Genomic DNA, 22,664 nt, shown 5'->3' on the forward strand with positions numbered 1-22,664 from the left:
ACTAATGCTTGTATAGGTAGCCATGGTTTTTTTATTTTTTAATGAAAGTTAAGGGTATTCATTGATGAATACCTGTAGCGATACCAAACTTAATTGGTGCATTAATGTTGTGTGTAGTGTGCTTCGTACACCACACACAACATTAATGCGTAAGTCCTGTTAAGGCACAGTGGAGCTTGGTGATGGACTTGGCTCGGGTTGCTTCAAGACGTCCCACGAGATGAGGGGGTCTTGGGCGAGGCGACGGGCTACTTCATAGGCCCCGTAACGGTTGAGGTGACTGGGATCTGAGAAGTAGTCATACCCTTCTACCCAGAGTTCGGAGAGATCGCGGAACATCAGGTCGGGTTGATTGCGGGTTTCTTTGACCATGAACTCGCGGAACTGTTGTTCGTAGGATTGGCGATCGTTATCCAGATATTCGTCTGTTAGAGGCAGGTTGACGAACACGACAGGAACTTGACGTGCCTTCATGGTTGTTACCAACTTGCGCATGGCGTCGGCTTGTATTCCGGCTAAACGAAAATTGAGGTAATCGCCATCGTAACGGCCGGCGACTCGGGCGTATTTTTGGTAGTACGTAGCAGGGTTAAACTGCAGGGATATAGGCAGGAAGCCGTCAAAATCGACCATTTCACGCCCTTGCTCTGAGAGAGAAACCAGGGATTCTGGAGGGAGATTGGCATCCGCCAGTTGGGCACCTTGGGCCGGAATCAGGTTTTGCAAGGGCAGGAGGGCGGCAACGGTTTCCTGAAACTGTTGCTTGAGGCGATCGCGCTGAGAGTATACGGCAGAAAGATGCCCCAGACCTTCACTAATCTGCCGATCAACGGTTTCATAGCTAGCGGCAAGCGGTGCGGTAATGCCCTGAGCTTTGGGTTCTGCTTTAGCCAGGGTTTCACTGGCCTCGTCTGTCGGGAGAGCGGGGCGTTCTAATCGGCCAGATCGTAAATCACGATAGCCGGGAGACACCGCAATGCCGTTATAGGTGACATCCACCGTGTTGCTATTGAAGGCTCGGGCTCCATCGGCCCAAATGACCAGTTTCGGCAATTGGCCTGGTTCCAGTAGCTGATCCAACAACAATTCCACTACTTGGGCAGTAGCCCCGTTGACGCCGAAGTTGAATACACTAATGTCTTTGTAGCCTAGCGCTGCCAGTTCTGTCTGAAGGGCCACAGGGTCAATGCCCCGTAAGGCTCGTGAGCTACCTACGATCAGCACATCCGAGGGCGCTGCTTGCTGTTTCATGCGTTCGTAGTAGAGCAACAGCTTTTCATCGAGCTGACGGCTGTTAAAGGTTGGGTAGGGTGACTTACCCGCCAAAATTTCTGCCGTGGTGAGCTGGGATTCTACTTTAATGGGCGTATAAGGTAGCTCATTCTCGGAGCTCGGGCTGGGTTGGGTGAAACGGTCAGAACTGGGTGCCGTTGCTTTTTGCTTCTTTGCGTCCTGTTTAGAGGTTGTTTCCTGCTTCTTCGTTGAAGTCTCCGCAGGCTGATTGAGGCGCGCCTGGGTCGTTGCGGGCGATGGGGAAGGGATATCAGGCTGCTTAGGTTGAACTTGCGCTGTATTAGCGGTTTGAGTGGTTGATGGTTGCAACCATCGAGCCAGTGCCCAATCTGTTTGCAATGCCAGGAGCAGGCCCGCTGCTCCCCAGACGAAGGCCAGCGCCCAACCACTTTTTTGTTCTGTTGTGCCTGTCAGTAATGGGGTTTCCTGTGCAGGAACTAGCAGATAGCTCTGGACCAAGAGGTGGCGCAAACCCTGGGAAAGGCGATCGCGCCAGTTACTCCAGGCCTGTTGCACATCCTCGGAAGTCAGGTCGGGCCGCAGTTTGGCACCATCCCCTGGAGCAATAAGTTCGCTGACATAGGCATCGCTTGCCGCAAACTCAGGAATCGCTTCGGGTACAAGTCGGGCGCGGGAGCGGAAGTCTACACCGTGGCACCAGAGAGGATGTTTTTGTCCGGCCCGGCGGCCATAAATGCGTACTCCGGCTATATCGGGTAGCTGCAATTCCCGCAGAAAACGCTCGGCGGTTGTGGACACATCATGTTGATCGGGGCAAACGGGGGCATCAGCCATGACATGGAGCAGGGTGCCGCCGTCCCGATCGGCTTTGGCGAGCAGTTGAATGCGAATTCCACCTGTGGCGAGTTGCCGCTCCAAATCAGGGTTGAGCAGACGGCTCAGGAGGAAGGCGATCGCCCCCCAGTCACCCTTTCGTGCGCGCTCCATAGCCGATTCGGAGCGATCTTCCCGTTGGGACGCTGGCAGATGCAGCCAGAATACCCAGGCCGGGGTCTCGGCATCGAGGGGCTGACCGTAAACGGTCGCTCCATGAATGCCTCGGGGAGCCAGGCTATCCAGCAACGGCTTAATGATGCCCCGCACTTGCTCTTCTGAGGGGGCGATCGCCGCTTCGCTGTGGCCTGACAGGGGGCTGCAAAACAGGTGCAGGGTTTGCTCCCGCAGGGATGCGGTAGAGATGGTGAGGTCTTCATGGCTCAAGGCCCGACTCACGAGCCGGGTAATGGCCTGAACATCACCCCAACGGCCCCAATCCTGCAACATCGCATCGGGCGGGGTGAGGTCGACTCGCAGCAGCCAGTCAGGGTTGGGTTCACCCCGTACCTGCACGACTACCAGGGCATCCTGAAAACTTTCCAGATTGAGCGATCGCAACTGCTGAGCAATCGGTTCTGCAAGTAGCGATGGGTCAGGGCTGTAAACTGCTTCGCAGGTAACCCAAAGACGACGAATGAGGCCCCGAGATCGAACAGAGGGGGCAGGTGGGAGCGTTTGCTCTCGCACTTGAACGGCAATATTTTGATTGCTTAAGGTTTCGCTCAGGTAACGAGCGATCGCCTTTAGATTTCCCCGTTGCGCAGGGGAGAGGGTGGGGTTGGGAAGTACGGGAGCCGAGGTTGGCTCGGGTGGAGAGGCATCGAGTGGAGGCGCAAGCGAGGAAGATTTGGGTGAGGCTTCAGCGTGAGGATGGCTGATGGCGATCGCTTCGGATTGGGTTTCTCCTTCTTCCGGATCGGGCTGGTTAAGGGCAATTGCCTCTAACTGCATTTGCTGAAATTGCTCAATGTGGCGATCGAGTTGGCTCAGGTCAATGGCCGTCGTCCAACTGGGGCGTTTCTGCTTGGCGACATGGCCGTACAGGAAAATTTGATAGATTTCGGGTTGGTTCGCGGGTATCAGGTCGTTCAGGTTGACCGTTTGGAGGGCCGGAAGCAACTGAGACAGGATGAGAGTCTGGTCTGGCGCTGGCTCCGCCTCACTCTGAATCGTAATAATGAGGTTGTTGCCCGTTAGCCGAAATTGTACCCGCGCATCATCGAGGGACACGGTTTCATGAAACCACTGCGCCAGAGGGGACTTATTTCGCTGTTGGGGAGTCGATTGAACCATTCGTGTTTAAGCCGAAATCACAACACAAAGCCCAGAACAGATCTGCCATTCAGGGATAACATACTCTTCTCAAATTGGTGCACTATCCCGTGGGAAAACCCAACTTTTTTGTGAAGTTTAGCGCGATTTGGTAACGTCGTTAGACTTATATGTCATCTCACGTCCGTTGTGAACCGTTCTGGGTAGTGTTCTAGGCGTGTGTGGGCACTTCGTGCCCCTTTCACCGCACCCCATCCACCTGGTTCAACCATGACGTTGTGGGAGTAGCTGCGAGACGACTACCTTCCCACTCGACTTTGGACTAAGTTGGGTTTCGCTTCGCTGAAAAGCTTGCGTAGCAAGCTTTTCAGCGAAGCGAAACCCGAAAGCCTGCCGCGCGGCAGGCAGAATTAGTCCAAACTCTAGGTTCCAGCAAAACGGGTTTTTAGGTTTTAGTGCAAGATAGGAGGAGAAGTAGATTGCGATGTAGCAGAGGGATCTATGGCTGAGCAGAAGCGTGAATTTCAGTTGGAGCCCCATGACCTGCTTCTCAGTGTTGCCACAGTGCCGCTTCTGGCGGGCTTAATTGTGGGGCGTGCTGTGAGTGAATTGATGATGGGCCTGAGTCAGGCCAGTGAAGAGGTGTTTCGGGGCGATCGCCTCCCCATTTTGCGATTTACTCAGTCTTCTGAGGTGGAAGAGCGTTAATGGTCTCACCAAAAGCTAGAGGCCAGATTCTACTGTCGCTTAACGGTAGCAAAATCTGGCCTCTAGCTTTTGGTGGGTGGGCTGAATATGAAAAAGGAGGAGAGATAAGCCTCTCCTCCTTTCGTGGGGCGATCGCCCTGTAATTTTTTCTTCAGCGCTTTGAACTGTTTGCGGAGTTGTCGCTGTCGAGCACTGCCACCTCGGCCTTTATCATTTCGTCCTTCACGGCGAGGCGACTCCCACCGCTTTAAGTATTGAGCCATTGGCTATCTCCAATTAACCTTTGTATTACAAGTGTAGTCCAAGAACTACAGTATCGCTTAACAGAGTGTGCCACTTTTCCAGAAGGCTGATTTGACCGCAATACAGCATTTCCAATTGAGGAGGTACGAGAGAGGGATGTGGGATGATATTCCACTCCTTCTTCCGTACCTCGCCAGATCGCAGAGGGTTGTAACAATCAGTGTTCGTTGTCACGGTTGATTAGAAGGCTTGTTAGGTTTATCTCTAAGGAGTTTAACTTCTCCTGTTGTACGCGAAGAAGTTGAAGAATTTCAGCCAGTTCTTGTTCGCGAAGTGTAGTCAATTTGTCCTGTAATAGTTCGACTTCTAGTTCTGCTTTGAGATTAACTTCGTAGTCATGCTTCGCCTCCTGGCGATCGACGATAGATTGTCGGTTTTGACTCATCATGATGATAGGCGCGGTGTAGGCAGCCTGAAAGGAAAGCATGAGGTTAAGCAGGATAAAAGGATAAGGATCCCAATGATTAATGAAGCCTGTTGAATTTGTAATAAGCCATAGAATGAGGAGCGTGGATTGAATGATAATGAATCGCCACGAACCAACGGCTGTTGCCACCAAATCAGCTAACCGTTGTCCTAACGTTAATGGCATTCGAGGTGGATTTTGGGCTGGGTTTCGTTGCCGCAAATCCTGAATAAGCTGATATTCTTCGGGTGTAACATTCGGCTGAACTTTACCTTGGGTTGGAGGAGATGAGTGCATATTCAGACGCCTGAAATGGATACATCTCTGTATACAACACTCCAGAAGGTTTTGCTAAAGCCTGTAATCAATATGTGCTTAGTACACGCTGCTCATGGTTTTGCAACTAAGAACTAAAAAAACAAAAATCTTGGGTATTTCTGTTAAGTAACCTGAGTTCGGGTTAAGGGCGTTTTCGAGTGCCGCGCGTTGCGCGGCACTCGAAAACGCCCATTTTGGTGTGCGCAAACCGCACGCCAAAATGAGCACTTCAGCTTATCCTGAACTGAGGTTAAGCAGGTAATTTCAGTTAAATATAAGACCTAAAAGATTGTGCCATTCGCTTCACAAACAACGCAACCTTTTAGGTCTTATATTTAATTAGGCTGAGTAATTAGAAGCTGCATCAGTCCTTCTGGCACAAGGCGATGATAGGAGTCAAAGCTGTCGAGCGATCGCCACCTAGCCTGAATGACATGATCGCCACTATCCATCCCTCTCAAAATAGTTTGCTGGGTAATGTCAGGATTTACGAATTGACCATCAAAGACAAACACAATTTCATGACCCGGTTTCCCTTCGTACTCAAATAGATTTTCCAACACTCCCAGCAATTGCACCTGATGAATGGATTCTTCAAGTTCTTCCAGGATCTCTCGTTGGATGGCAGCGATCGCCAATTCCCCTGGTTCTACTCCACCTCCAAGAGGTCGATAAAATGGTGTTTCCTTTACGTGGTCAAACTCTTCGGCTACAAGGATTTCATCTTCACACCGAAACACACAAATTGCAATAACCCGAATCTGGTTTGCTCCCATCTATTCTTCTCTTTATCCAAAACGGTAGTTTATCCTGTGTTTTGCACAGGATAAACTACCGTTTCAATCACTCTTATTCGGAAGATCTAACAAACCTTTCGAGACAATTGCCTTAAAGAGAAAGGAGGGGCGATCGCCCCTCCTTTCTCTTTAAAGATTCAACTCAAAATCTAACGTCCACCAACGGTGATAGAATCCACTTTGATGTGGGGCTGACCAACGGTGACGTAGACGCTACCGCTGACGGAGCCGCAGAAGCCTGCTGCCAAGCTCAGGTCTTTGGAGCACATGGAGATTTTGTTCATGATCTCCGTGGCTTCACCAATGAGGGTTGCGCCTTTGAGGGGCTTAGTGATTTCGCCATTTTCGATCAGGTAGGCTTCGGAAACGGCGAAGTTGAATTGTCCCGTAGCGCCAACGCTGCCGCCGCCCATGTTTTTGCAGTAGATGCCTTTGTCAACGGAGGCAAACAGGTCTTTGACATCAAAATTGCCGGGGGCGATATAGGTGTTGCGCATGCGACTGGCGGCTGCGTAGGTGTAACCCTGGCGACGACCGCTGCCGGTGCGGGGATGACCGGTGCGCATGGAACCCGCGCGATCGCTCAAGAAATTCTTGAGGATGCCGTTTTCGATCAGCAGGGTGCGTTGAGTAGGCATCCCTTCATCATCCATATCGATGGTGCCGAAGGCGTCAGTGGAAAGCCCTTCATCCCAGGCCGTGAGATTTTCGTGAGCAATCTTTTCGCCTTTCTTATCCATAAAGGGAGTAGTCTTGCGCTCGATCTGGGTGGTTTCGAGCAGATGACCACAAGCTTCGTGGAAGATAACACCGCCGAACTCGTTGGCCATGATGATGGGATAGGTGCCGGACTCAACATAGTCGGCATAGAGCATTTTGCCAGCAGATTCTGCTACCTGATCGCCATCAGCTTCGTAGTTCCAGGTGCGAAGGAAGTCGGGTTGGCTGGTGCTACCAACGCGCTTACCAATGGAGGTACGGTGTTCGCCATCGGCACAAAGCAAGCTGTAACCCACAGATTGGGTCAGGCGAATGTCGCGGGCGAAGGTGCCATCGCTAGCGGCGACCAACACTTCCTGCCAGTCACGGAAGTAGACGGCGCGACGGGACTGAATGTGAGTGGCTTTCTTACCGACATCGGCATTGGCAGCCAGAAGCACTTCGCCCATTTCGCGCATGGGGCTACAGTTGGTGAGCCAGCTATCTTTGTTGCGAACGGTCGCGTAGTCCCGCATCAATTCCAGGTTGATTTCGGGGACAAAGGCGTTGGGGCTGGGAAGGATCAGACCAAGAATGGACAAGCCCTTTTCTAAAGCGGCTTTGAGGCCATTAAAGGTGAGGTCGTTGGTGCTGACGTAGCAGTCAGCCAAGCCTTTGAAGACGCGCACTCCGGCACCAAGGCTGATGCTAGGGGAAATGCTGGTGATGTTGTCCTCTTCGGCCTGACAACTGATGTAGTTGGTGCGCTCCAGGAAAAACTCGATGAAGTCGGCTCCTGCAGCCCGGCCCAAGCCCAGCAGTGTGGAGAGAGGTGCACGCCAGGATTCGTCAAAGCGATCGCGCGTCGCACTATAGCTGAGTTCAGGAATTTGCTTGGAAACCAACAGAGCATCCGGCAGGGTGGCAAGTCGCATCGGCAATACCTTGGAAGAGGATTTCTGTAGACATTCAATGTTCAGTCTAGCAAGGGATTGGGGTTGGTAGGGGGGCGGGTTGCCCTCTAGGGGTAGGGGGGTAGATAGGTAGATGTTGCAAAAAAAGGATTCTCGGGTTTTAGGTGTAACCGGAGAATCCTGTGCTGTGTGTGAGGAAGAGGTTTAGCGTACGCCAAAGCCGGTTTTGGCCTTCTGTTTGGCTTTGGACTTACCTTTGTTTTTATCCCGGTTGACCTCGGCTAACGCCTCCTGGAACAGGTCATTGAGATGCAGAGGAACGCTGGCAATTTCCGGTAATTCGGGTTCTGCTGGTTTCCCGTAGGATTCCAATGTGGTTTGCAAATCCTTTTGAATATCGAAATCTGGTTTCTGAAGAACCCGACGCAGGGCATTTTCGAGGGATTTTGGATAGTCTTTGGCCAGGTTTTGCCAGATGTAAGGATTGATTGTGGCGTCTTCTAGATACTTCTTTATTTGCTTATCCAACCCCTCAGTCTCGGTGTCACTATCCTGGCTCAGGCGATCGCGCAGCAACTGATAATCCTCCAGAAAGCTGGCACCCCAACGAGGATGCAGCATTGCCGTTAAGTGTTCAGCCCGCTGCAACGGCTTGGGCAGTTCCACTTTGGGCATGATCATACGGATGGATTTGCCGCTATTCAGCAGTTGATTGGCCGCTTGCGCTTCGCCCAAATCCCCGGTCATTTCCTCCATTTCTTCGGGGGATAGGCCGGATTCTTCGGCTAATTCCTTAAGGGATTTGGAACCATCAATACCCGCTTGCTCCAATTGCTTCTTAGTGAGGATTTCCTGGAACTCTTTGAATTTCTTTTCAAATTCATAGCCCGGTAATGTCACTTCAGAGCTTCCAAAGAAGTCTGCGAATTCCTGGTGATATTTCTCGACCGATTGCCAAGCTTCTTCTAATAGTTCGGGTGCATCACCGTAAAGGTGTTGCCTATATTTATCTTTAAAGTTTCCAATGGCAACGGCTAGTTTGGGTTTTCCAAGCATTCCAAGCAGCTCCATTGGCCCCGAAAAAATCCACTCCGTTTCAGAAAGGGGAGAAATTCGAGTGACCAAAATTTCGCCGGGTTTTAGTCGGGATAGTTTGGCTTCTTCCTGTAAACCATTAGGTAGAACTTGATAACGTTTTGTTGTCAGCCAGTTCATCAGTTCATAGCCTGTGGATGAACGTTCCATGACCTGGAATAAGCCATTAAAACTACGATGCCATGTTGTTAGGAGTTGACGATCGCTCTCCGTCAGCTCGGCGTACTCATCCATAAAGCAATCAATCGGGGTTTTGTTACCGACGTTCCCCTCAGTAATAAACATATCCATTGCCATCGTGCTTTGGCTCTGGCCTTGAAATGGCGACTTAGACCATTTCTCCAGTTGAGCTTTCGTAAAACTTTCCAACGCGACAGCAACATCGCCTTCTGCGTCAAACACAAAATCTAGTAGAGCTTGTTTGAGTTCAGCAGAACGCTCCAGGGGAGTACTCATAGTCTTTGAATTTCGGTGTAATAAATGTTTTCTGACATATACGCACATAAGCATCTGCTAGACGTAGCAGATGCTATAGATTTGCGTGGGGAAGCAGTGCAGAAATTGACATACCGTCAACTTCTGCGGAACTTCACCGGAAACAATTATTGCTTCACTCGATCCCACTAGATTGCACTACGACGCATTGCAGCATAGTAGATGAACAGTGCAATGATGGCGCCCAAAACCGCAACAACGATGCCACCAATGCTCAGACCCGATGCTGTTAACGCTAACGTTCCTGTGGTCAGCAAGGAATAAAGGCTTCCACCAACGAACGCACCAATAATACCAAGAATCAATGTACCCAGAAGACCGCCACTCTGATGGCCAGGATAAATAGCCTTCGCGATAGCACCAGCAATCAAACCCAATACAATCCAAGCTAAGATATTCATAGTTGCCTCTCCATACAGTAGCCTAGTCGTTTGAGAAATCTCCCTAGGCATTCAACACTTTTAGAATATCAATCACACAAGCTGAATTCGTCTATCCTAGGGGCGAACATGCTGAGATATAAAGGCGTAAGCAATCTTATAGATATGTTCACTAGAAGAAGTAATCCTGAGGATACTTCGGGTTTGTAGAATTAACCCCTTCTAAAAATTAGATTCGATATATTAATGCTTATTAATAGAAGCTCTAAGGATATTTTGAAAGTAGCAAATGAGGGTTTCTGTTACTGAGTTTAGATACGCCGATGATAGGTCTAAAAAAAGAATCAACCCTTTGTTATTCTGACAGTACAACAAAGGGTTGATTCTTTTTCGGAATCTTGTGCGGTAAAGCTCAAAGTGAGCCCCTAACGACCGCTAATCGCCAGAAATAGACTGACGGCAATTAACAAACCCAGCACTATCCAGGTTGCATTTCGTTGAAGCCAACCTTGTAGAGTTGTGTTGAAGGTGGGCTTGTAAGGTTTGGAATTGCTGACACGATTTACATTTAGATAAAGCGTGCACTCCTTGGCAAAAGGGCGCTGAGGGAAGTTGCAGGTGTCATCAGCATGATAGGTACAGGTATCACACAGATAGCCCTCCTGGATCGCCCGATGTAGCGTTATCCCGGGATGGCCGTGAGCTTTGAGCTCGGTGTGGCAAAAAGGGCAGGCGATCGCCTGAGCATCAACTTGCTGGTGGCAACGGGGGCAGGACGGCATAGGAAAGCGAGGATAGAAGGACAGAGTCAGCTTTTTTCAAGAACGTACTTACGAAGAAGGCTCTGTTTAGGTTCTTCACTATTACCCTAACTTACACTCCAGGCAACCCGTTGCTAGACGGAGCTATGAAATAGGAGGTGGAACTGTGGTTCTACCTCCCATTTCATAGCAACACGTCAAGTAATGCTTACAGCGCGTTTCAAGCGCTTAAAATCTGCAGGACTTACGCATTTGTGTTGTGGATGGGGTGCTTCGCACCCCATCCACAACACAAATGCGTAAGTCCTGATCTGGTTGTTTTTGTAAGAGCCGCGCTCCGCGCGCTCACAAAAACAACCGTGGCTGATTCAAGCGCAAAGCGCTGTAGCCATCAAGACAAGCTTTATGGTTATGAATACTTCCGCACTTGAAACCGTTTGGAGTCCGTAATCCGGTAGGTTTCGCCACCCATAGCTTCCTGAAACCGGGCCTCCGTTTTGTCCAGTACCTCCTGGGGAATGGCCTGCCATTCTTCCAGGCTGGCCCACCGTATGACCAAAACGACATTAGACAGGTCATCCGGGCTAATCCATACTTCCTTGCCCAAAAAGCCAGGGTACTGGGCTAATACGGGTGTCCAAATCTCTTCATCTTTCTGTACGTACTGTTCTCGCAAATCCGCTTGAACTGCCACATTCAGCCATTCAATGACCACACTTGATCTCCTTCACGACACACCAATCAGTTTTTCTGATTTTCTGAAAGAATTCCTTGTGTGCAGGCACTTCCACCCAAAAACAACTCTTTCAGAAAATCAGAAAAACTGTCCGAACTATAGCATTTGACGGATTTCCGCACCCTCTTGGGTCTGAGAGACGCGATGGAATTTGTCAAAATAAGACTGGAAGCAGGGCCAGTGGGTCGAGAAGGAGTGCGCTCTGTCCATGAAGCACTCACATGAGCTGTCCTAATGCCGCGCTGTCAGAAAAGTTTTATCTTTAATTGCGAGGTTTATCGCAATTAACCGTTTACGTCCAACTAGAATGACTGTCGTAATGTGGGGGTTGCCAAGGTAGACGAGATGGATACTAACAACGTACTCAAACAATTGCTCATGCTGGGTATCGGAACTACATCGTTAGTGGCCGATAAGATTCGGGAGGCCACAGACCAGTGGGTGCGCGAGGGTAAGATTGACCCTGATCAGGCAACTCGGATGGTGAATGATGTTATGCAGCAATTACGCACAGACCAGAGCAGCGTAGAAGATTTAATGCAACGGCAAGTGCGGAACGTCATGCAAGATTTGGGTGTACCTCGGCAGAGTGAGATGGATGAACTGCGGGGCCGTCTAGATCGTCTGGAGCGGCAAATTCGCGATCTAGAAAACAAGCTTTGGCGCTAATGCAGGCTTACAAATCTAGGAGAGGGTGTGGGCTTGCTCACACCCTCTCTTGTTTGGATTTTATGAACCCGCTAAACGCTTAGACGGTAAACTGAAAAGGGCATAGGCGGAAAATGGAGATAGGGGCTGTTGAGCTGTCTAAAAAGTTCGAGCCTCGTTCTTTGATTGTCATTTCCAACTTTGCTATCTTGTTCACCGTGCTACTGGAGGTTGCTGTGCGTGAGATTTTGATTAGCTTTGGCGTTATGGTGGTGTGCCTGGTGGTGATTGTGGTTGCACAGGTTGCCGGAAAGACCCAGGAGGCGATCGCCGCTCCCCAATCTGAGTCGTCTATCTCGCAACCAGCCGCTACAAAAATTGTTGATTCATCCACCCCTCAGGTAATTGCTATGGCGGAAAACGAAAATGTTGTGACCACTGATTCTGGTCTCAAATACACGGATGAGGTCGAGGGTACCGGAGCGATGCCTGAAGCTGGGCAAACGGTATTCGTCCATTACACGGGCACCCTGGAGGATGGCACCAAGTTTGATAGCTCGCGCGATCGCAACCAACCTTTCTCCTTCCGGCTGGGAGCTGGTCAGGTTATTCGGGGTTGGGATGAAGGGATTGCTTCTATGCGTGTTGGTGGTCAGCGCAGACTGATTATTCCCCCCGAATTGGGCTATGGTGCTCGGGGTGCAGGTGGTGTGATCCCCCCCAATGCTACGCTGATTTTCGATGTCGAATTGCTGCGTATTGGCGGCTAAGCTGCGCTTTAAAGCTCACTGGAAGTTTTTTGCAAGGCGCAAAAACCTTTAAAGCAGGCTCTAGAACAATTCAAAAAGCCAAATATAAAACGTGCGCGGTGTAATGCATTGCGCACGTTTTATATTTGGGCTCTGTACCTATTCTCGGTTGCTATGGAAAACACGGCTGAATATATCTGCGCTTATTGTGGCGAGCCCAACCTGACTTTTGTGGACTGGAGTGCCGGAAGCCAGCAATCTTATGTGGAGGACTGTCAGGTGTGCTGTCGTCCTAACATTCTCTATATCCGCTTTGATGAAGATACCCTGGAAGTAGAAATCGACACGGAGTACGAGGGGTAGGCCATGTCTGTTCTGCTAAGTTGTGTGTTGTTAGTCGCCACGATTTTAATGTTTCGCCTGCTGGTGGTGTGGCCTGCGACGTTCCTTTCCTGGCTACACATTCCCCTCTGGCTGACATTAGGTATTGTGGGCGGTATCCTGGCCTGGTGTATTGCAGATGACTGATCAAAGAGATTGGGAGTGGCGTTTCTGGCCCCTATTACCCCTCTACCCCTACGGTAGACGTCGAACTCTCCGTACCGAAATATTGCCAGATCGTATCTGGACGTTTGACCAGATGCACGGCATCCTTTACGCCGTGGTGCCCATCCGCATGACGGTGATACGGCTCGATTCCGGTGGGCTATTTGTTTATGCGCCTGTTGCGCCCACTCGGGAGTGTATTCGTCTGGTACAGGAGCTGGTGGCACAGTACGGCGAAGTCAAATACATTCTGTTGCCGACTAGTTCTGGACTGGAACACAAAATATTTGTGGGGCCGTTCGCCCGTTACTTCCCGCAGGCTCAAGTATTTGTTGCACCCAGACAGTGGAGCTTTCCCTTTAACCTGCCCCTGAGTTGGTTAGGGTTTCCGGCCCAGCGAACGCAAGAATTACCAACGGACAGCTCTCTGGCTCCCTTTGGGCGAGAAATCGACTATGCCGTGTTAGAACTCGATTTGGGTCGGGGCGCGTTTGTGGAGGTGGCCGTATTCCACCGTCCTTCTCATACGTTACTAGTAACGGATACGGTGCTGTCGGTACCCGAAGAACCACCGGCGATCGCCCAACTGGATCCCTACCCGCTCCTCTTCCACTCCCGAGACACTGCTTTGGAGCCGATGGAAGATACAGAGGCAAATCGGCGCAAGGGTTGGCAGCGCATTTCCCTATTTGCCATTTACTTTGGCCCCAGTCGCCTCGAAATTGTGGGGTTAGGGCAGGCATTACGGGAGGCATGGAAGGCGGGCGATCGCTCCCGCAAAGCCTACTTTGGCTTCTATCCGTTCCGGTGGCGGCCCGACTGGCCGCAATCCTTTGAGGGGTTGCGAGCGGGTGGGCGGCCGTTCGTTGCGCCTATTTTGCAAACGCTAATTTTTCCGCAAGCGCCTAAGCTGGTGCACGAGTGGGTGCAACGGGTGGCGGGTTGGTCGTTTGAGCGGATTATTGCGGCTCATTTTGATGCACCCATTCATGCAACACCGCAGCAGTTCCGACAGGCCTTTGCCTTTCTGGAGCCCAATGCACTTGCTCAGACTCAGCATTCATTGCCGGAGGATGACTTGCAATATGTGAAGGCGATCGAGGCAACGTTGCTAAGATTGGGGGTTGCGACAGCCCCCAGAAATCCTTGAAGGAAAGAGTGGGGTGCTAACACCTCGCTCTTTCAGTATTGATTAACCTGAGTTCGGGTTAAGGGCGTTTTCGAGTGCCGCGCAACGCGCGGCACTCGAAAACGCTCATTTTGGCGTGCGCAAAGCGCACGCCAAAATGAGCACTTCAGCTTATCCCGCACTGAGGTTGATTAATTGGCATTAATTAACTGGCATCGCGTTGTAATTGTTGCTGACGAATTGCATCAATGCTGCCGGTGGGAATGGCGGCGATGAGCTTTTGGGTATAAGCGGCCTCAGGATGACGATACACCTGGTCAGCCGGGCCGATTTCTTCGACCCGGCCTCGGTTCATGACCATAATGCGATCGCTCATAAATTTCACTACACTCAAATCGTGGGAAATAAAGATATAGGTGAGTTTGAACTCATCCTGTAAGGCTTTTAGCAGGTTTAGAACCTGGGCCTGTACCGACACATCCAGGGCTGAAACGGATTCATCGCAAATGATGAATTTAGGGTTAAGGGCAAGGGCACGGGCAATACAGATGCGCTGTCGCTGACCACCGGAGAACTCATGGGGGAAGCGATCGCCCCAGGCCGGGTTCAGCCCGACTCGCTCTAGCAGGTAGGCGACACGTTCCTCTAGATTTCGTTTACTGCGCGCTACCTTGTGAATTTTCAGAGGTTCCATGACCGCAGCTTTAATGCTCATGCGCGGGTCGAGGGAACTGAAGGGATCCTGAAAGATAATCTGCATGTCCCGGCGAATCTGGCGCAGTTGCTGCGATGAAGCCTTGGTGATGTCGCGACCTTCAAACTCGATGCTGCCACCCATGGATGGAATGAGTCGCAATAGCGTCCGCGATAGAGTTGATTTACCGCATCCAGATTCACCCACTAACCCTAAGGTTTCGCCGGGGTAAACCTCAAAAGACACCCCATTCACTGCCATAAAGTATTGCTGGGTACGTCCCAACACGCCACGAATGGGAAAACCGACTTGCAGATCTTTGACGTTGACAAGCGGCGTCTGGGTTTGGAGTTGGGTGAGGCGATCGCGCACCTCTCCATCCTCTACTTCAGCAAAAATCCGTAACGCCTGACTGGCATCCTGGGGCTTCTCGCGAATGATGATTTGTCCGTCTACTCCGGTCTCAACCTCCATGAAATCAGACACGGTGGGTAGGTAGCGCAACCGCCGATCGGGTTGGGGACGGCAGGTGAGCAAGCCTCGCGTGTAGGGATGCTTGGGGTTGGAAAAGATCTCGAGTACCGGGCCAAATTCCACAATTTTGCCGCGATACATGACCGCTACCACATCGGCAATTTCTGCCACGATGCCCAAATCGTGGGTGATGAACATGATGGACATATCCCGCTTGGCCCGCAACTCTCGCAGTAAGTCGAGAATGGTGGCCTGGACGGTGACATCCAGAGCGGTAGTGGGTTCGTCGGCAATAAGAATGCTGGGGTCGCAGGCGATCGCCATGGCAATCATCACCCGCTGAATTTGCCCGCCAGATAGCTCGTGGGGGTAGCGTTTGAGGATGGCTTGCTTGCGCTCGTTGACGGCAAGCATGAGGTCGCGATCGCTCATTTTCGCGCCGGAATCTGCACTGATGGGCCGGCTCGAATACCAGTCCTGCCGCACCTGCTCTTCCAAGTCTTCATCGCTGGGCAGCAGCTTTACCTCTTGCAGCAGATTAATGGCCTGACGGCGTGCTTCTGGCTCCGGCATATCCGGGTTGTGGAACCGCAGCGCTTCCACTAACTGAAAGCCACAGGTATAAACAGGGTTCAGGGAGCTCATGGGTTCCTGGAAAATCATGGAGATTTCCCCGCCCCGATACTGCCGTAACTGCTCTTGAGATAGCGCCACCAAATTTACAGGCTCCCGCCCTTCTGGCCGAAACCAAATCTCTCCGCCAGCAATGCGTCCGGGAGGATTGGGCACTAACCCCATCACGGATAAAGCTGTCACCGATTTTCCTGAACCTGACTCTCCCACAATCCCCAGGGTTTGCCCTCGCTGGAGCTGAAAGGAGATGCCGTCGATAGCCCGCACTAAGCGACCATCGTTGCGAAAGTGAACTTCCAGGTTGCGAACGTCGAGAACGGTATCACTCATGGGAGGTAGGGCAGGAACCCGTGAAATGGAAGGAGAGATTCACAAATTCTAGCAGCCCTGGCCAAAATCCAAGGTTTGTCGGGAATCTGAATGAGATGAAACAGTTCTATTGCCAGTACTTTACTGTGGAAATCAATCTATGTTTGGTGGTGTGGGCGCTCACACCACCAAACCCGGAGACTGTTGTGATTAGACCGCAACTTCGGCGGCCTCAGCCATTCCTTCAGACATTTCAGCAGGGACACCATCGGTTGCTAGAGAAGCCATTTTGCCGCCTTTCTCCATAAGATTGCGAACCATCGCCAGCAACGCGTTCACTTTCCGAGTGCGCCACTCGTCAATCAGGTCGTTCACTTCGTTATAGGAAAGGCGACGTTCCATCGCTTCCTTTAAATAACGAGCATGGCCTGTTTCGTCTTGCGCGATGCTCAACAGTCCCTTGTTCAAGCTGCCATTCACGGCGTCACCCTCAAATACTCGGGCCATCCGTACAAAATCACGGCTGGCGTCTAGCTCCAGGATGTAGGTGCTAGCGAAGAAGACGGTCCAGTCCATGTTTTGAGGGCTCAGTTGCTCTCGGGTGTAATTGGCAAAGTAGGCATCGAAAAAGGGACTGCGGCGATCGCTAGAATTCTCGTCGGTCTGTTCAGGCATTTTGGAGAAATCGATCGCCTGCTTATTCAGTTGCTTCAGAGCCTGGGCGAAGATTTGACCGTGGCGGCGTTCGTCCTGGGCGTGTTTTGTGAGTCGTTCAGAGAGCCAGCGATCGCCCTCTCGCTCAGCCCGCTCGGCCAATGCTTCCAGGAAAGGAACGGAGCCGGATTCTGCTAACTGAAAGCCCGCAAGCATGGTGGGCCGGGTTGGTAAGTGCCGCAGATTATACGCAGTAATGTAAGCGGATGCACCCGAACCCACCAAATGAAGCAATTGCGTCAGAAAGTTCATGGGAGATTCTGCTGTAGGGAGTCACGGTGATTCTAAACGATTTCAACAAAGAAGGCAGAGAGCAGTAAGCAGAAGGGAATACCCCATCCACTCATACTCACCCTTCTGCCCTCTGTCTCCGGCCTGCCTCAATTAAAAGCAGTACGGATGATGCGATCACCTTTCCGGTCAACAGCGGATAATCCCAGGTCGCGCACGACGAAGGAGCGTTGGAGCCAGCGATCGAAGCCGTCGTAGCGGGGGACGAAGGAGGAGCGCCCATGAGCTGTGCGGCGATTGTCGATGCAGAGGAGGTCGCCGACGCCGAGTTTGACGCCCCGGTAGACGGAGGCGATCGCGGCTTTTAATGCCTCTAAGGCTTCCTGAGCTTCGGGGGTCATGGCTTCCATCAGGTCTTCATCGTAGTTGAGGAAGGGGTCGTTGCGATTACCGTAGAGGACGGGAAGCACTTTGCCGTTGGTTTTGTCGCTTTGGATGTTGCCAAAGGAATAATCCACACCCGTGCGGTAAAGGGGTTGGAAGAGCAAATCTTTGTGGGTGTCAGATAGCAGCGGCAGGGCGTGAGTGATGCTGGCGTAGGTTGTTTCGGCAAGGCGATCGTGATCGGGGCGGAGGCAGAAGAGGAGCAGGAATTCAGGAGGGTAGGGGTGGAAGACGGTTTCGCGGTGGAATTGCAGACGGATTTGAGAACCGCTGGAGGCCTGAACACGTTCATTACCCTGAACGGGCACGAGGTTCTGGAAGAGGTCGCCGTTTTTCTCCTGGATGTAGGAGACAAGGTGGCCCAGGCGACTGCCAATCATGGAAAGACAGCGTTCGCTGACGTAGGTGGTTTTGCTGGCAGAGCGCAGGCCATCAGAGGGGGTGGGGGTGCGATAGAGGCCGGGGTCAATGGGGAGGCCGCGAATCAGTAGAATTCCTTCAGGGTTGGAGCGAACTTGGAATTCTAATAGCATCCGGCGGACGAAGCGGGGCATTTCGTCGGCACGCATTTCACAATCTAATAAAAATTCTTCGGTGTCTTTGTAAGGGTTGGGGCCGGGTGCGAGGAACAGGTTCATGGTAGTTTCATCGAAGCTGCTGCAATCGATGATTTGCACATCAGGGGTGACGGAGGTGGGTGATGCGATCGCCTGCTGCATAGGGTTTCCCTCAACGGTTTAAGCGCTAATTTAATGGATTTATCGCCTGCAGATTGTATATTTTGACCTGTTAGCGATAGAAGCCTTCATCGTAGCTGTTTAATTCTTGGATTTTGGGTAACTTTGCTAATTGTTTGTAATATCATGTCGGTTTAAATGCTGATGATAAAAAGTGGTGCAGTGCTTCACGCTGCACCACTTTTTATCATCAGTATTTAGCCTTACTACTTAAGCCTAAGGCCCAAAAGGCGGGATCTTCTGTTTTGCGGGCTGCACAACCGTTTGGGTCTTATGTTCATCACAATGCTCTACGAATAACCCTTTCCGAACTGTGAGACACGAGAGATCTATGTGGGGCACTGTCCCGTATTTATCTCTCATACCTCACCAGTTCGAACGGTGCTATATAGCGGTATGTAAGTTTAAGTACAGCAACGGTGGTGTGGGGCACGAAGTGCCCCACACCACCGTACTTAATCAACATACACAGCGCTATATGTCTTTCGGCAGAAGAATTTGTATTCGGGTTTAGAACAAATCTGAGTCAAAATAGGAGAAATATGGGCTTTGGCTTTGTTGTGGTGTTTAGATCTCATGCTGAAAATATCAAATACAGTGAGTATTCCAGACAATGAGATTGAGATGAGTGCGGTGCGTTCGCAGGGGGCGGGCGGGCAAAATGTAAATAAGGTTGCAACTGCCATTCATTTACGATTTGATATTCCGGCTTCGTCGTTGCCAGAGCGCTATAAAGAGCGTTTGTTAAGCCGTAGTGATCAGCGCATTACGAAGGATGGCGTAATTGTGATTAAGGCGCAGGAATATCGCAGCCAGGAACAGAATCGAGAGGATGCGCTACAACGCCTACAGGAGCTTATTCGCAGTGCGGTGACGGTGCCGAAGCCACGTAAACCGAGTAAGCCGACTGCTAGTTCTAAGCGAAAACGATTGGATAGCAAAACTCGGCGATCGCAGGTCAAGTCCCTGCGAGGTAAAGTCATCGAGGAATAGGTTTTCTTGGCTGCTGTTTTTGAATTGAGTCCTGAAAATAGCCCGCCGAAGGTGGGCTATTTTCAGGACTCAAAGCCGAGAGTTTGCGCCCGGCGGGCGCAAACTCTCGGCTTTGAAGCCTATAACGAGAATTGCTGGTGCCCCGGCCCTGCTTCTGCCAACATCCCCTTTCCTGGTATAAGCTACATGGGTTAGGCCCATTCACTCGCCCACTCGTCCACCCATCCACTCAACGTCCTCATGTCTTCTCAACCGCTGCTGATTCTCATCGACGGTCATTCCCTCGCATTCCGCTCTTACTTTGCTCACGCTAAAGGAAAGGATGGCGGCCTGCGCACCTCTACGGGAATCCCCACCAGCGTGTCCTACGGCTTTCTAAAAGCACTGTTGGACATGATGAAAATTGAGAATCCGCAGTATGTAATGGTTGCGTTTGACCCCAGCGAGCGTACCTTCCGCCACGAGGCAGACGAAACGTACAAGGAAGGTCGTCCCGATGCGCCCGAAGATTTTATGCCGGACCTGAAGAACTTGCAGGAGTTGTTGCGATCGCTCAATCTCCAGCTCTGTAGTGTTCCCGGTTATGAGGCAGATGACGTGATCGGGACGATGGCCCGAAAAGCGGTGGCGGAAGGGTTTCGGGTGAAGATCTTGACGGGCGATCGCGATTTGTTTCAGCTCATTGACGAAAACGAGCAAACCACCATTCTCTACCTCAGCACCGTCTTTGGTAAAAGCACACCGCCGCCTCGGGAGTTTGGCGTGGAACAGGTGCGTGAGAAAATGGGCGTCGAACCGTCTCAGATCGTTGATTACAAAGCCCTATGTGGGGATAGCTCCGACAATATCCCGGGCGTGAAGGGAATCGGGAACAAGACGGCAGTAGAGTTGTTGAGGCAATTTGGTTCCCTGGAAGAAGTCTACTCACGGCTGGATGAGGTGCCGAAGAAGGCAGTACGGACGAAGTTGGAGACTGGGAAGGATGATGCGTTGCGATCGCAATACCTGGCCCAAATTCATCTGAATGTGCCGGTGGATGTCAATCTGGAGCAGTGCAAGCTGCAAGGGTTTGACGAGGAAACCATTGTTCCTATGTTTGAGAAGCTGGAGTTTCGCTCGTTTTTGGGGCAGTTGCGGCAGTTGCGCGATCGCTTTAACGGCTTACCTCCTGCTGATGAGAAGGTAGAAGTGACTCCTATTAAGGAAGAGGAACCTGAGGATAGCGATCTCTGGTTCTTCAGTGCAGAAGATACAGACACAACCAGCACTGCCAATATCCAGCCTCAAATTATTGATACCAATGAGAAGTTAGAAGAACTGCTGGCCCTTCTAATCACCTACACCGACCCCGATAAGCCTGTCGCCTGGGACACGGAAACGACTTCGTTGGAACCTCGGGATGCAGACCTGGTCGGTATTGGCTGCTGCTGGGGGCCGGGACCATCGGACTTGGCTTATATCCCGGTTGGTCATACCCATGGCACGAATCTAGATAAAGATGTTGTGCTAGAAGTGCTGCGTCCGATTCTAGAAGACAAAGCCTATCCCAAGGCGTTGCAGAATGCTAAATACGATCGCCTGGTGTTGCGCTGCCAGGGTATTTGCTTGGCTGGAGTGGTGTTTGACACGATGCTAGCCAGCTACGTGCTCAACCCAGAGGAGAAACACAACCTCGGCGAACTGAGCCTCAAGTATTTGGGCCTGATCACCAAGAGTTATACCGATCTGGTCCCCAAGGGAAAAACGATTGCGGATGTCAGCATTGCGGATGTCGCTGATTATTGTGGCACCGATGTCCACACAACGTATCTGCTCGTGTCGAAGCTACGGACCAGGATGGAGCCTCTACCTCAACTCCGAAGACTACTGGAAGCTGTTGAACAGCCTTTGGAGCCTGTTCTGGCGGAGATGGAATATACGGGAATTCGCATTAATCAGGAGTACCTGGCGGATTTCTCGAAGCAGTTAGAAGAAGACCTGGCCATGATTGAAAAACACGCCTACGAGGTAGCGGGCGAAAAGTTTAAGCTGGGTTCTCCTAAGCAATTGAGCGAATTGCTCTTTGAAAAACTAAAGCTAAACCATCGAAAGTCTAAGAAACGGGCAACAGGTTACTCCACAGATGCGGCGACCTTAGAGAAATTGCAGGGTGATCACCCGGTAATCGACTACATCATCGAATATCGCTCGTTGTCCAAGTTGAAATCCACCTATGTGGATGCGCTGCCTGCTCTGGTACGGCCCGATACCCATCGTGTGCACACCGACTTTAACCAGGCTATTACGACAACAGGGCGGCTTTCGTCCTCTGACCCGAATCTACAAAATATTCCCACTCGCACGGCCTTCAGCCGCCAAATCCGCAAAGCCTTTTTGCCTCGGGAGGGTTGGCTGTTGGTGGCGGCCGACTATTCACAGATTGAGTTGCGGATTCTTGCTCACCTGAGCCAGGAGCCGATTCTCATCGAAACATATCAAAACAACGAAGATGTCCATGCGTTAACCGCGCGTCTTTTATTTGAGAAAGATGACGTCACCTCCGATGAACGACGGTTAGCGAAAACTATCAACTTCGGTGTGATCTATGGCATGGGAGCGCAGCGGTTTGCGCGAGAGTCAGGCTTTAGCACGGCTCAAGCAAAAACGTTTATCGATCGCTTCTACGAACGTTATTCTAAAGTTTTTGAATATCTGCAACAAATGCAGCGGGAGGCACTGGCTCAGGGGTACGTCGAAACTATTTTGGGTCGCCGCCGGTACTTCAACTTCAACACAACTGATATGCAGGTTTTGCGCGGTCGGGATCCTGATTCGATTGACTTGAACAAGATTCGTGCTCGTGACCAGTATGATGCTCAGCTTCTACGAGCTGCTGCAAATGCCCCGATTCAGGGTTCTAGTGCTGACATTATTAAGATTGCGATGATTCGCCTCCACGAGATTTTGAAGCAGCATCAATCGAACCTGCTACTACAGGTTCACGATGAACTGGTCTTTGAGGTAGCGCCTGAAGAATGGGAGACCTTAAAGCCAGAAATTCAGTCTGCGATGGAGTCGGCTGTTAGTTTAAGCGTTCCTCTCAAGGTGGAGATGAATGCGGGGCCAAATTGGATGGAGGCGAAATAGAACAGAGGGTATAGCGCTGCACTCGAAAACACCCATTTTGGCGTGCGCAAAGCGCACGCCAAAATGGGCACTTCAGCTTATACCGGATTGAGGTTAGCTACCCAGGCAAAGGTTTATAGCAGGGAAGGGGGAGGCGAAGTTTGGATAGGGGGTTCCAACTCCCTCGGGGGTTGGGGGAGTTGGAATGGGGATACAGCAACGTCGTATTCTTTAGTGACTTTCT

20 protein-coding genes are annotated in these 22,664 nt (G+C 51.2%); 8 read left to right on the top strand and 12 right to left on the bottom strand.

Features of this window, described 5'->3' with window-relative positions:
• Positions 1-159 precede the first annotated feature (159 nt).
• The gene (locus tag H6F91_RS07715; protein ID WP_190789286.1) at positions 160-3,423 is read right to left on the bottom strand and encodes a DUF1574 domain-containing protein; all 3,264 of its coding nucleotides are present in this window, start codon (positions 3,421-3,423) and stop codon (positions 160-162) included.
• Positions 3,424-3,903: 480 nt separating this feature from the next.
• On the opposite strand from H6F91_RS07715, the gene H6F91_RS07720 reads away from it, so the two are divergent.
• Positions 3,904-4,110, top strand: coding sequence for a hypothetical protein (locus H6F91_RS07720; protein ID WP_190770513.1), 207 nt, complete (start codon positions 3,904-3,906; stop codon positions 4,108-4,110).
• Positions 4,111-4,172: 62 nt separating this feature from the next.
• Here the strand turns inward: H6F91_RS07720 and H6F91_RS07725 are convergent, their stop codons facing one another.
• From H6F91_RS07725 to H6F91_RS07760, 8 genes are all read right to left on the bottom strand, one after another.
• Complete coding sequence (locus H6F91_RS07725; protein WP_190770514.1) at positions 4,173-4,373, bottom strand: hypothetical protein; 201 nt, start codon at positions 4,371-4,373, stop codon at positions 4,173-4,175.
• Between the two features lie 197 nt (positions 4,374-4,570).
• Complete coding sequence (locus H6F91_RS07730) at positions 4,571-5,116, bottom strand: DUF1003 domain-containing protein (RefSeq protein ID WP_190770515.1); 546 nt, start codon at positions 5,114-5,116, stop codon at positions 4,571-4,573.
• 356 nt (positions 5,117-5,472) lie between these two features.
• Positions 5,473-5,913, bottom strand: a complete 441-nt coding sequence (locus tag H6F91_RS07735) for an NUDIX domain-containing protein (RefSeq protein ID WP_190770516.1) — start codon at positions 5,911-5,913, stop codon at positions 5,473-5,475.
• Between the two features lie 170 nt (positions 5,914-6,083).
• Positions 6,084-7,553, bottom strand: coding sequence for a TldD/PmbA family protein (locus H6F91_RS07740; protein ID WP_190770573.1), 1,470 nt, complete (start codon positions 7,551-7,553; stop codon positions 6,084-6,086).
• Positions 7,554-7,751: 198 nt separating this feature from the next.
• Entirely contained in the window at positions 7,752-9,098 is a 1,347-nt protein-coding gene (locus H6F91_RS07745; protein ID WP_190770517.1) for a hypothetical protein, read from the bottom strand.
• A gap of 167 nt (positions 9,099-9,265) precedes the next feature.
• Positions 9,266-9,538, bottom strand: coding sequence for a GlsB/YeaQ/YmgE family stress response membrane protein (locus H6F91_RS07750; protein WP_190770518.1), 273 nt, complete (start codon positions 9,536-9,538; stop codon positions 9,266-9,268).
• A 404-nt stretch (positions 9,539-9,942) separates the two neighbouring features.
• Positions 9,943-10,299 (bottom strand): zinc ribbon domain-containing protein, encoded by a 357-nt coding sequence (locus H6F91_RS07755; protein ID WP_190770519.1) that lies wholly within the window; start codon positions 10,297-10,299, stop codon positions 9,943-9,945.
• Between the two features lie 388 nt (positions 10,300-10,687).
• Entirely contained in the window at positions 10,688-10,993 is a 306-nt protein-coding gene (locus H6F91_RS07760) for a TIGR03792 family protein (RefSeq protein WP_190770520.1), read from the bottom strand.
• A gap of 366 nt (positions 10,994-11,359) precedes the next feature.
• Here H6F91_RS07760 and H6F91_RS07765 point away from each other — a divergent pair, with 366 nt between their 5' ends.
• The 5 genes from H6F91_RS07765 to H6F91_RS07785 all read left to right on the top strand — a co-directional run bounded on the left by H6F91_RS07765 (position 11,360) and on the right by H6F91_RS07785 (position 14,107).
• Complete coding sequence (locus H6F91_RS07765; RefSeq protein WP_190770521.1) at positions 11,360-11,683, top strand: phasin family protein; 324 nt, start codon at positions 11,360-11,362, stop codon at positions 11,681-11,683.
• Positions 11,684-11,898: 215 nt separating this feature from the next.
• Positions 11,899-12,432 (top strand): FKBP-type peptidyl-prolyl cis-trans isomerase, encoded by a 534-nt coding sequence (locus tag H6F91_RS07770; RefSeq protein WP_190770574.1) that lies wholly within the window; start codon positions 11,899-11,901, stop codon positions 12,430-12,432.
• 153 nt (positions 12,433-12,585) lie between these two features.
• The gene (locus H6F91_RS07775) at positions 12,586-12,774 is read left to right on the top strand and encodes a CPXCG motif-containing cysteine-rich protein (protein WP_190770522.1); all 189 of its coding nucleotides are present in this window, start codon (positions 12,586-12,588) and stop codon (positions 12,772-12,774) included.
• 3 nt (positions 12,775-12,777) lie between these two features.
• Positions 12,778-12,939, top strand: coding sequence for a hypothetical protein (locus H6F91_RS07780; protein ID WP_190770523.1), 162 nt, complete (start codon positions 12,778-12,780; stop codon positions 12,937-12,939).
• The gene (locus tag H6F91_RS07785) at positions 12,932-14,107 is read left to right on the top strand and encodes a DUF4336 domain-containing protein (protein WP_190789287.1); all 1,176 of its coding nucleotides are present in this window, start codon (positions 12,932-12,934) and stop codon (positions 14,105-14,107) included. The genes H6F91_RS07780 and H6F91_RS07785 overlap by 8 nt, the downstream gene beginning before the upstream one ends.
• Positions 14,108-14,291: 184 nt before the next feature.
• Here H6F91_RS07785 and H6F91_RS07790 read toward each other — a convergent pair whose 3' ends face one another.
• The 3 genes from H6F91_RS07790 to H6F91_RS07800 form a co-directional block, all read right to left on the bottom strand.
• A complete protein-coding gene (locus H6F91_RS07790; RefSeq protein ID WP_190770525.1) occupies positions 14,292-16,217 on the bottom strand; it encodes an ABC transporter ATP-binding protein in 1,926 nt (641 codons plus the stop codon).
• A gap of 189 nt (positions 16,218-16,406) precedes the next feature.
• The gene (locus H6F91_RS07795; protein WP_190770526.1) at positions 16,407-17,162 is read right to left on the bottom strand and encodes a ferritin-like domain-containing protein; all 756 of its coding nucleotides are present in this window, start codon (positions 17,160-17,162) and stop codon (positions 16,407-16,409) included.
• A 128-nt stretch (positions 17,163-17,290) separates the two neighbouring features.
• The gene (locus tag H6F91_RS07800) at positions 17,291-18,304 is read right to left on the bottom strand and encodes a TauD/TfdA family dioxygenase (protein ID WP_190770527.1); all 1,014 of its coding nucleotides are present in this window, start codon (positions 18,302-18,304) and stop codon (positions 17,291-17,293) included.
• Positions 18,305-18,898: 594 nt separating this feature from the next.
• Between H6F91_RS07800 and arfB the strand changes: the two genes are divergently transcribed.
• Both arfB and polA read left to right on the top strand, forming a co-directional pair.
• Positions 18,899-19,315, top strand: coding sequence for an alternative ribosome rescue aminoacyl-tRNA hydrolase ArfB (gene arfB, locus H6F91_RS07805; protein WP_190770528.1), 417 nt, complete (start codon positions 18,899-18,901; stop codon positions 19,313-19,315).
• A 240-nt stretch (positions 19,316-19,555) separates the two neighbouring features.
• On the top strand, positions 19,556-22,441 hold the full coding sequence (gene polA / locus H6F91_RS07810) for a DNA polymerase I (RefSeq protein WP_190770529.1): 2,886 nt from the start codon (positions 19,556-19,558) through the stop codon (positions 22,439-22,441).
• The last annotated feature ends 223 nt before the right edge of the window (positions 22,442-22,664 follow it).

Source organism: Leptolyngbya sp. FACHB-8 (assembly GCF_014695575.1).
In the GTDB taxonomy this organism is placed as follows: Bacteria; Cyanobacteriota; Cyanobacteriia; order Elainellales; family Elainellaceae; genus Vacuolonema.

Excerpts from the sequence above, each read along its gene's own strand:
- H6F91_RS07715 (WP_190789286.1), bottom strand. The coding sequence starts at position 3,423 with ATGGTTCAATCGACTCCCCAACAGCGAAATAAGTCCCCTCTGGCGCAG.
- H6F91_RS07720 (WP_190770513.1), top strand. The coding sequence starts at position 3,904 with ATGGCTGAGCAGAAGCGTGAATTTCAGTTGGAGCCCCATGACCTGCTT.
- H6F91_RS07725 (WP_190770514.1), bottom strand. The coding sequence starts at position 4,373 with ATGGCTCAATACTTAAAGCGGTGGGAGTCGCCTCGCCGTGAAGGACGA.
- H6F91_RS07730 (WP_190770515.1), bottom strand. The coding sequence starts at position 5,116 with ATGCACTCATCTCCTCCAACCCAAGGTAAAGTTCAGCCGAATGTTACA.
- H6F91_RS07735 (WP_190770516.1), bottom strand. The coding sequence starts at position 5,913 with ATGGGAGCAAACCAGATTCGGGTTATTGCAATTTGTGTGTTTCGGTGT.
- H6F91_RS07745 (WP_190770517.1), bottom strand. The coding sequence starts at position 9,098 with ATGAGTACTCCCCTGGAGCGTTCTGCTGAACTCAAACAAGCTCTACTA.
- H6F91_RS07750 (WP_190770518.1), bottom strand. The coding sequence starts at position 9,538 with ATGAATATCTTAGCTTGGATTGTATTGGGTTTGATTGCTGGTGCTATC.
- H6F91_RS07755 (WP_190770519.1), bottom strand. The coding sequence starts at position 10,299 with ATGCCGTCCTGCCCCCGTTGCCACCAGCAAGTTGATGCTCAGGCGATC.
- H6F91_RS07765 (WP_190770521.1), top strand. The coding sequence starts at position 11,360 with ATGGATACTAACAACGTACTCAAACAATTGCTCATGCTGGGTATCGGA.
- H6F91_RS07775 (WP_190770522.1), top strand. The coding sequence starts at position 12,586 with ATGGAAAACACGGCTGAATATATCTGCGCTTATTGTGGCGAGCCCAAC.
- H6F91_RS07780 (WP_190770523.1), top strand. The coding sequence starts at position 12,778 with ATGTCTGTTCTGCTAAGTTGTGTGTTGTTAGTCGCCACGATTTTAATG.
- H6F91_RS07785 (WP_190789287.1), top strand. The coding sequence starts at position 12,932 with ATGACTGATCAAAGAGATTGGGAGTGGCGTTTCTGGCCCCTATTACCC.
- H6F91_RS07790 (WP_190770525.1), bottom strand. The coding sequence starts at position 16,217 with ATGAGTGATACCGTTCTCGACGTTCGCAACCTGGAAGTTCACTTTCGC.
- H6F91_RS07795 (WP_190770526.1), bottom strand. The coding sequence starts at position 17,162 with ATGAACTTTCTGACGCAATTGCTTCATTTGGTGGGTTCGGGTGCATCC.
- H6F91_RS07800 (WP_190770527.1), bottom strand. The coding sequence starts at position 18,304 with ATGCAGCAGGCGATCGCATCACCCACCTCCGTCACCCCTGATGTGCAA.
- arfB (WP_190770528.1), top strand. The coding sequence starts at position 18,899 with ATGCTGAAAATATCAAATACAGTGAGTATTCCAGACAATGAGATTGAG.
- polA (WP_190770529.1), top strand. The coding sequence starts at position 19,556 with ATGTCTTCTCAACCGCTGCTGATTCTCATCGACGGTCATTCCCTCGCA.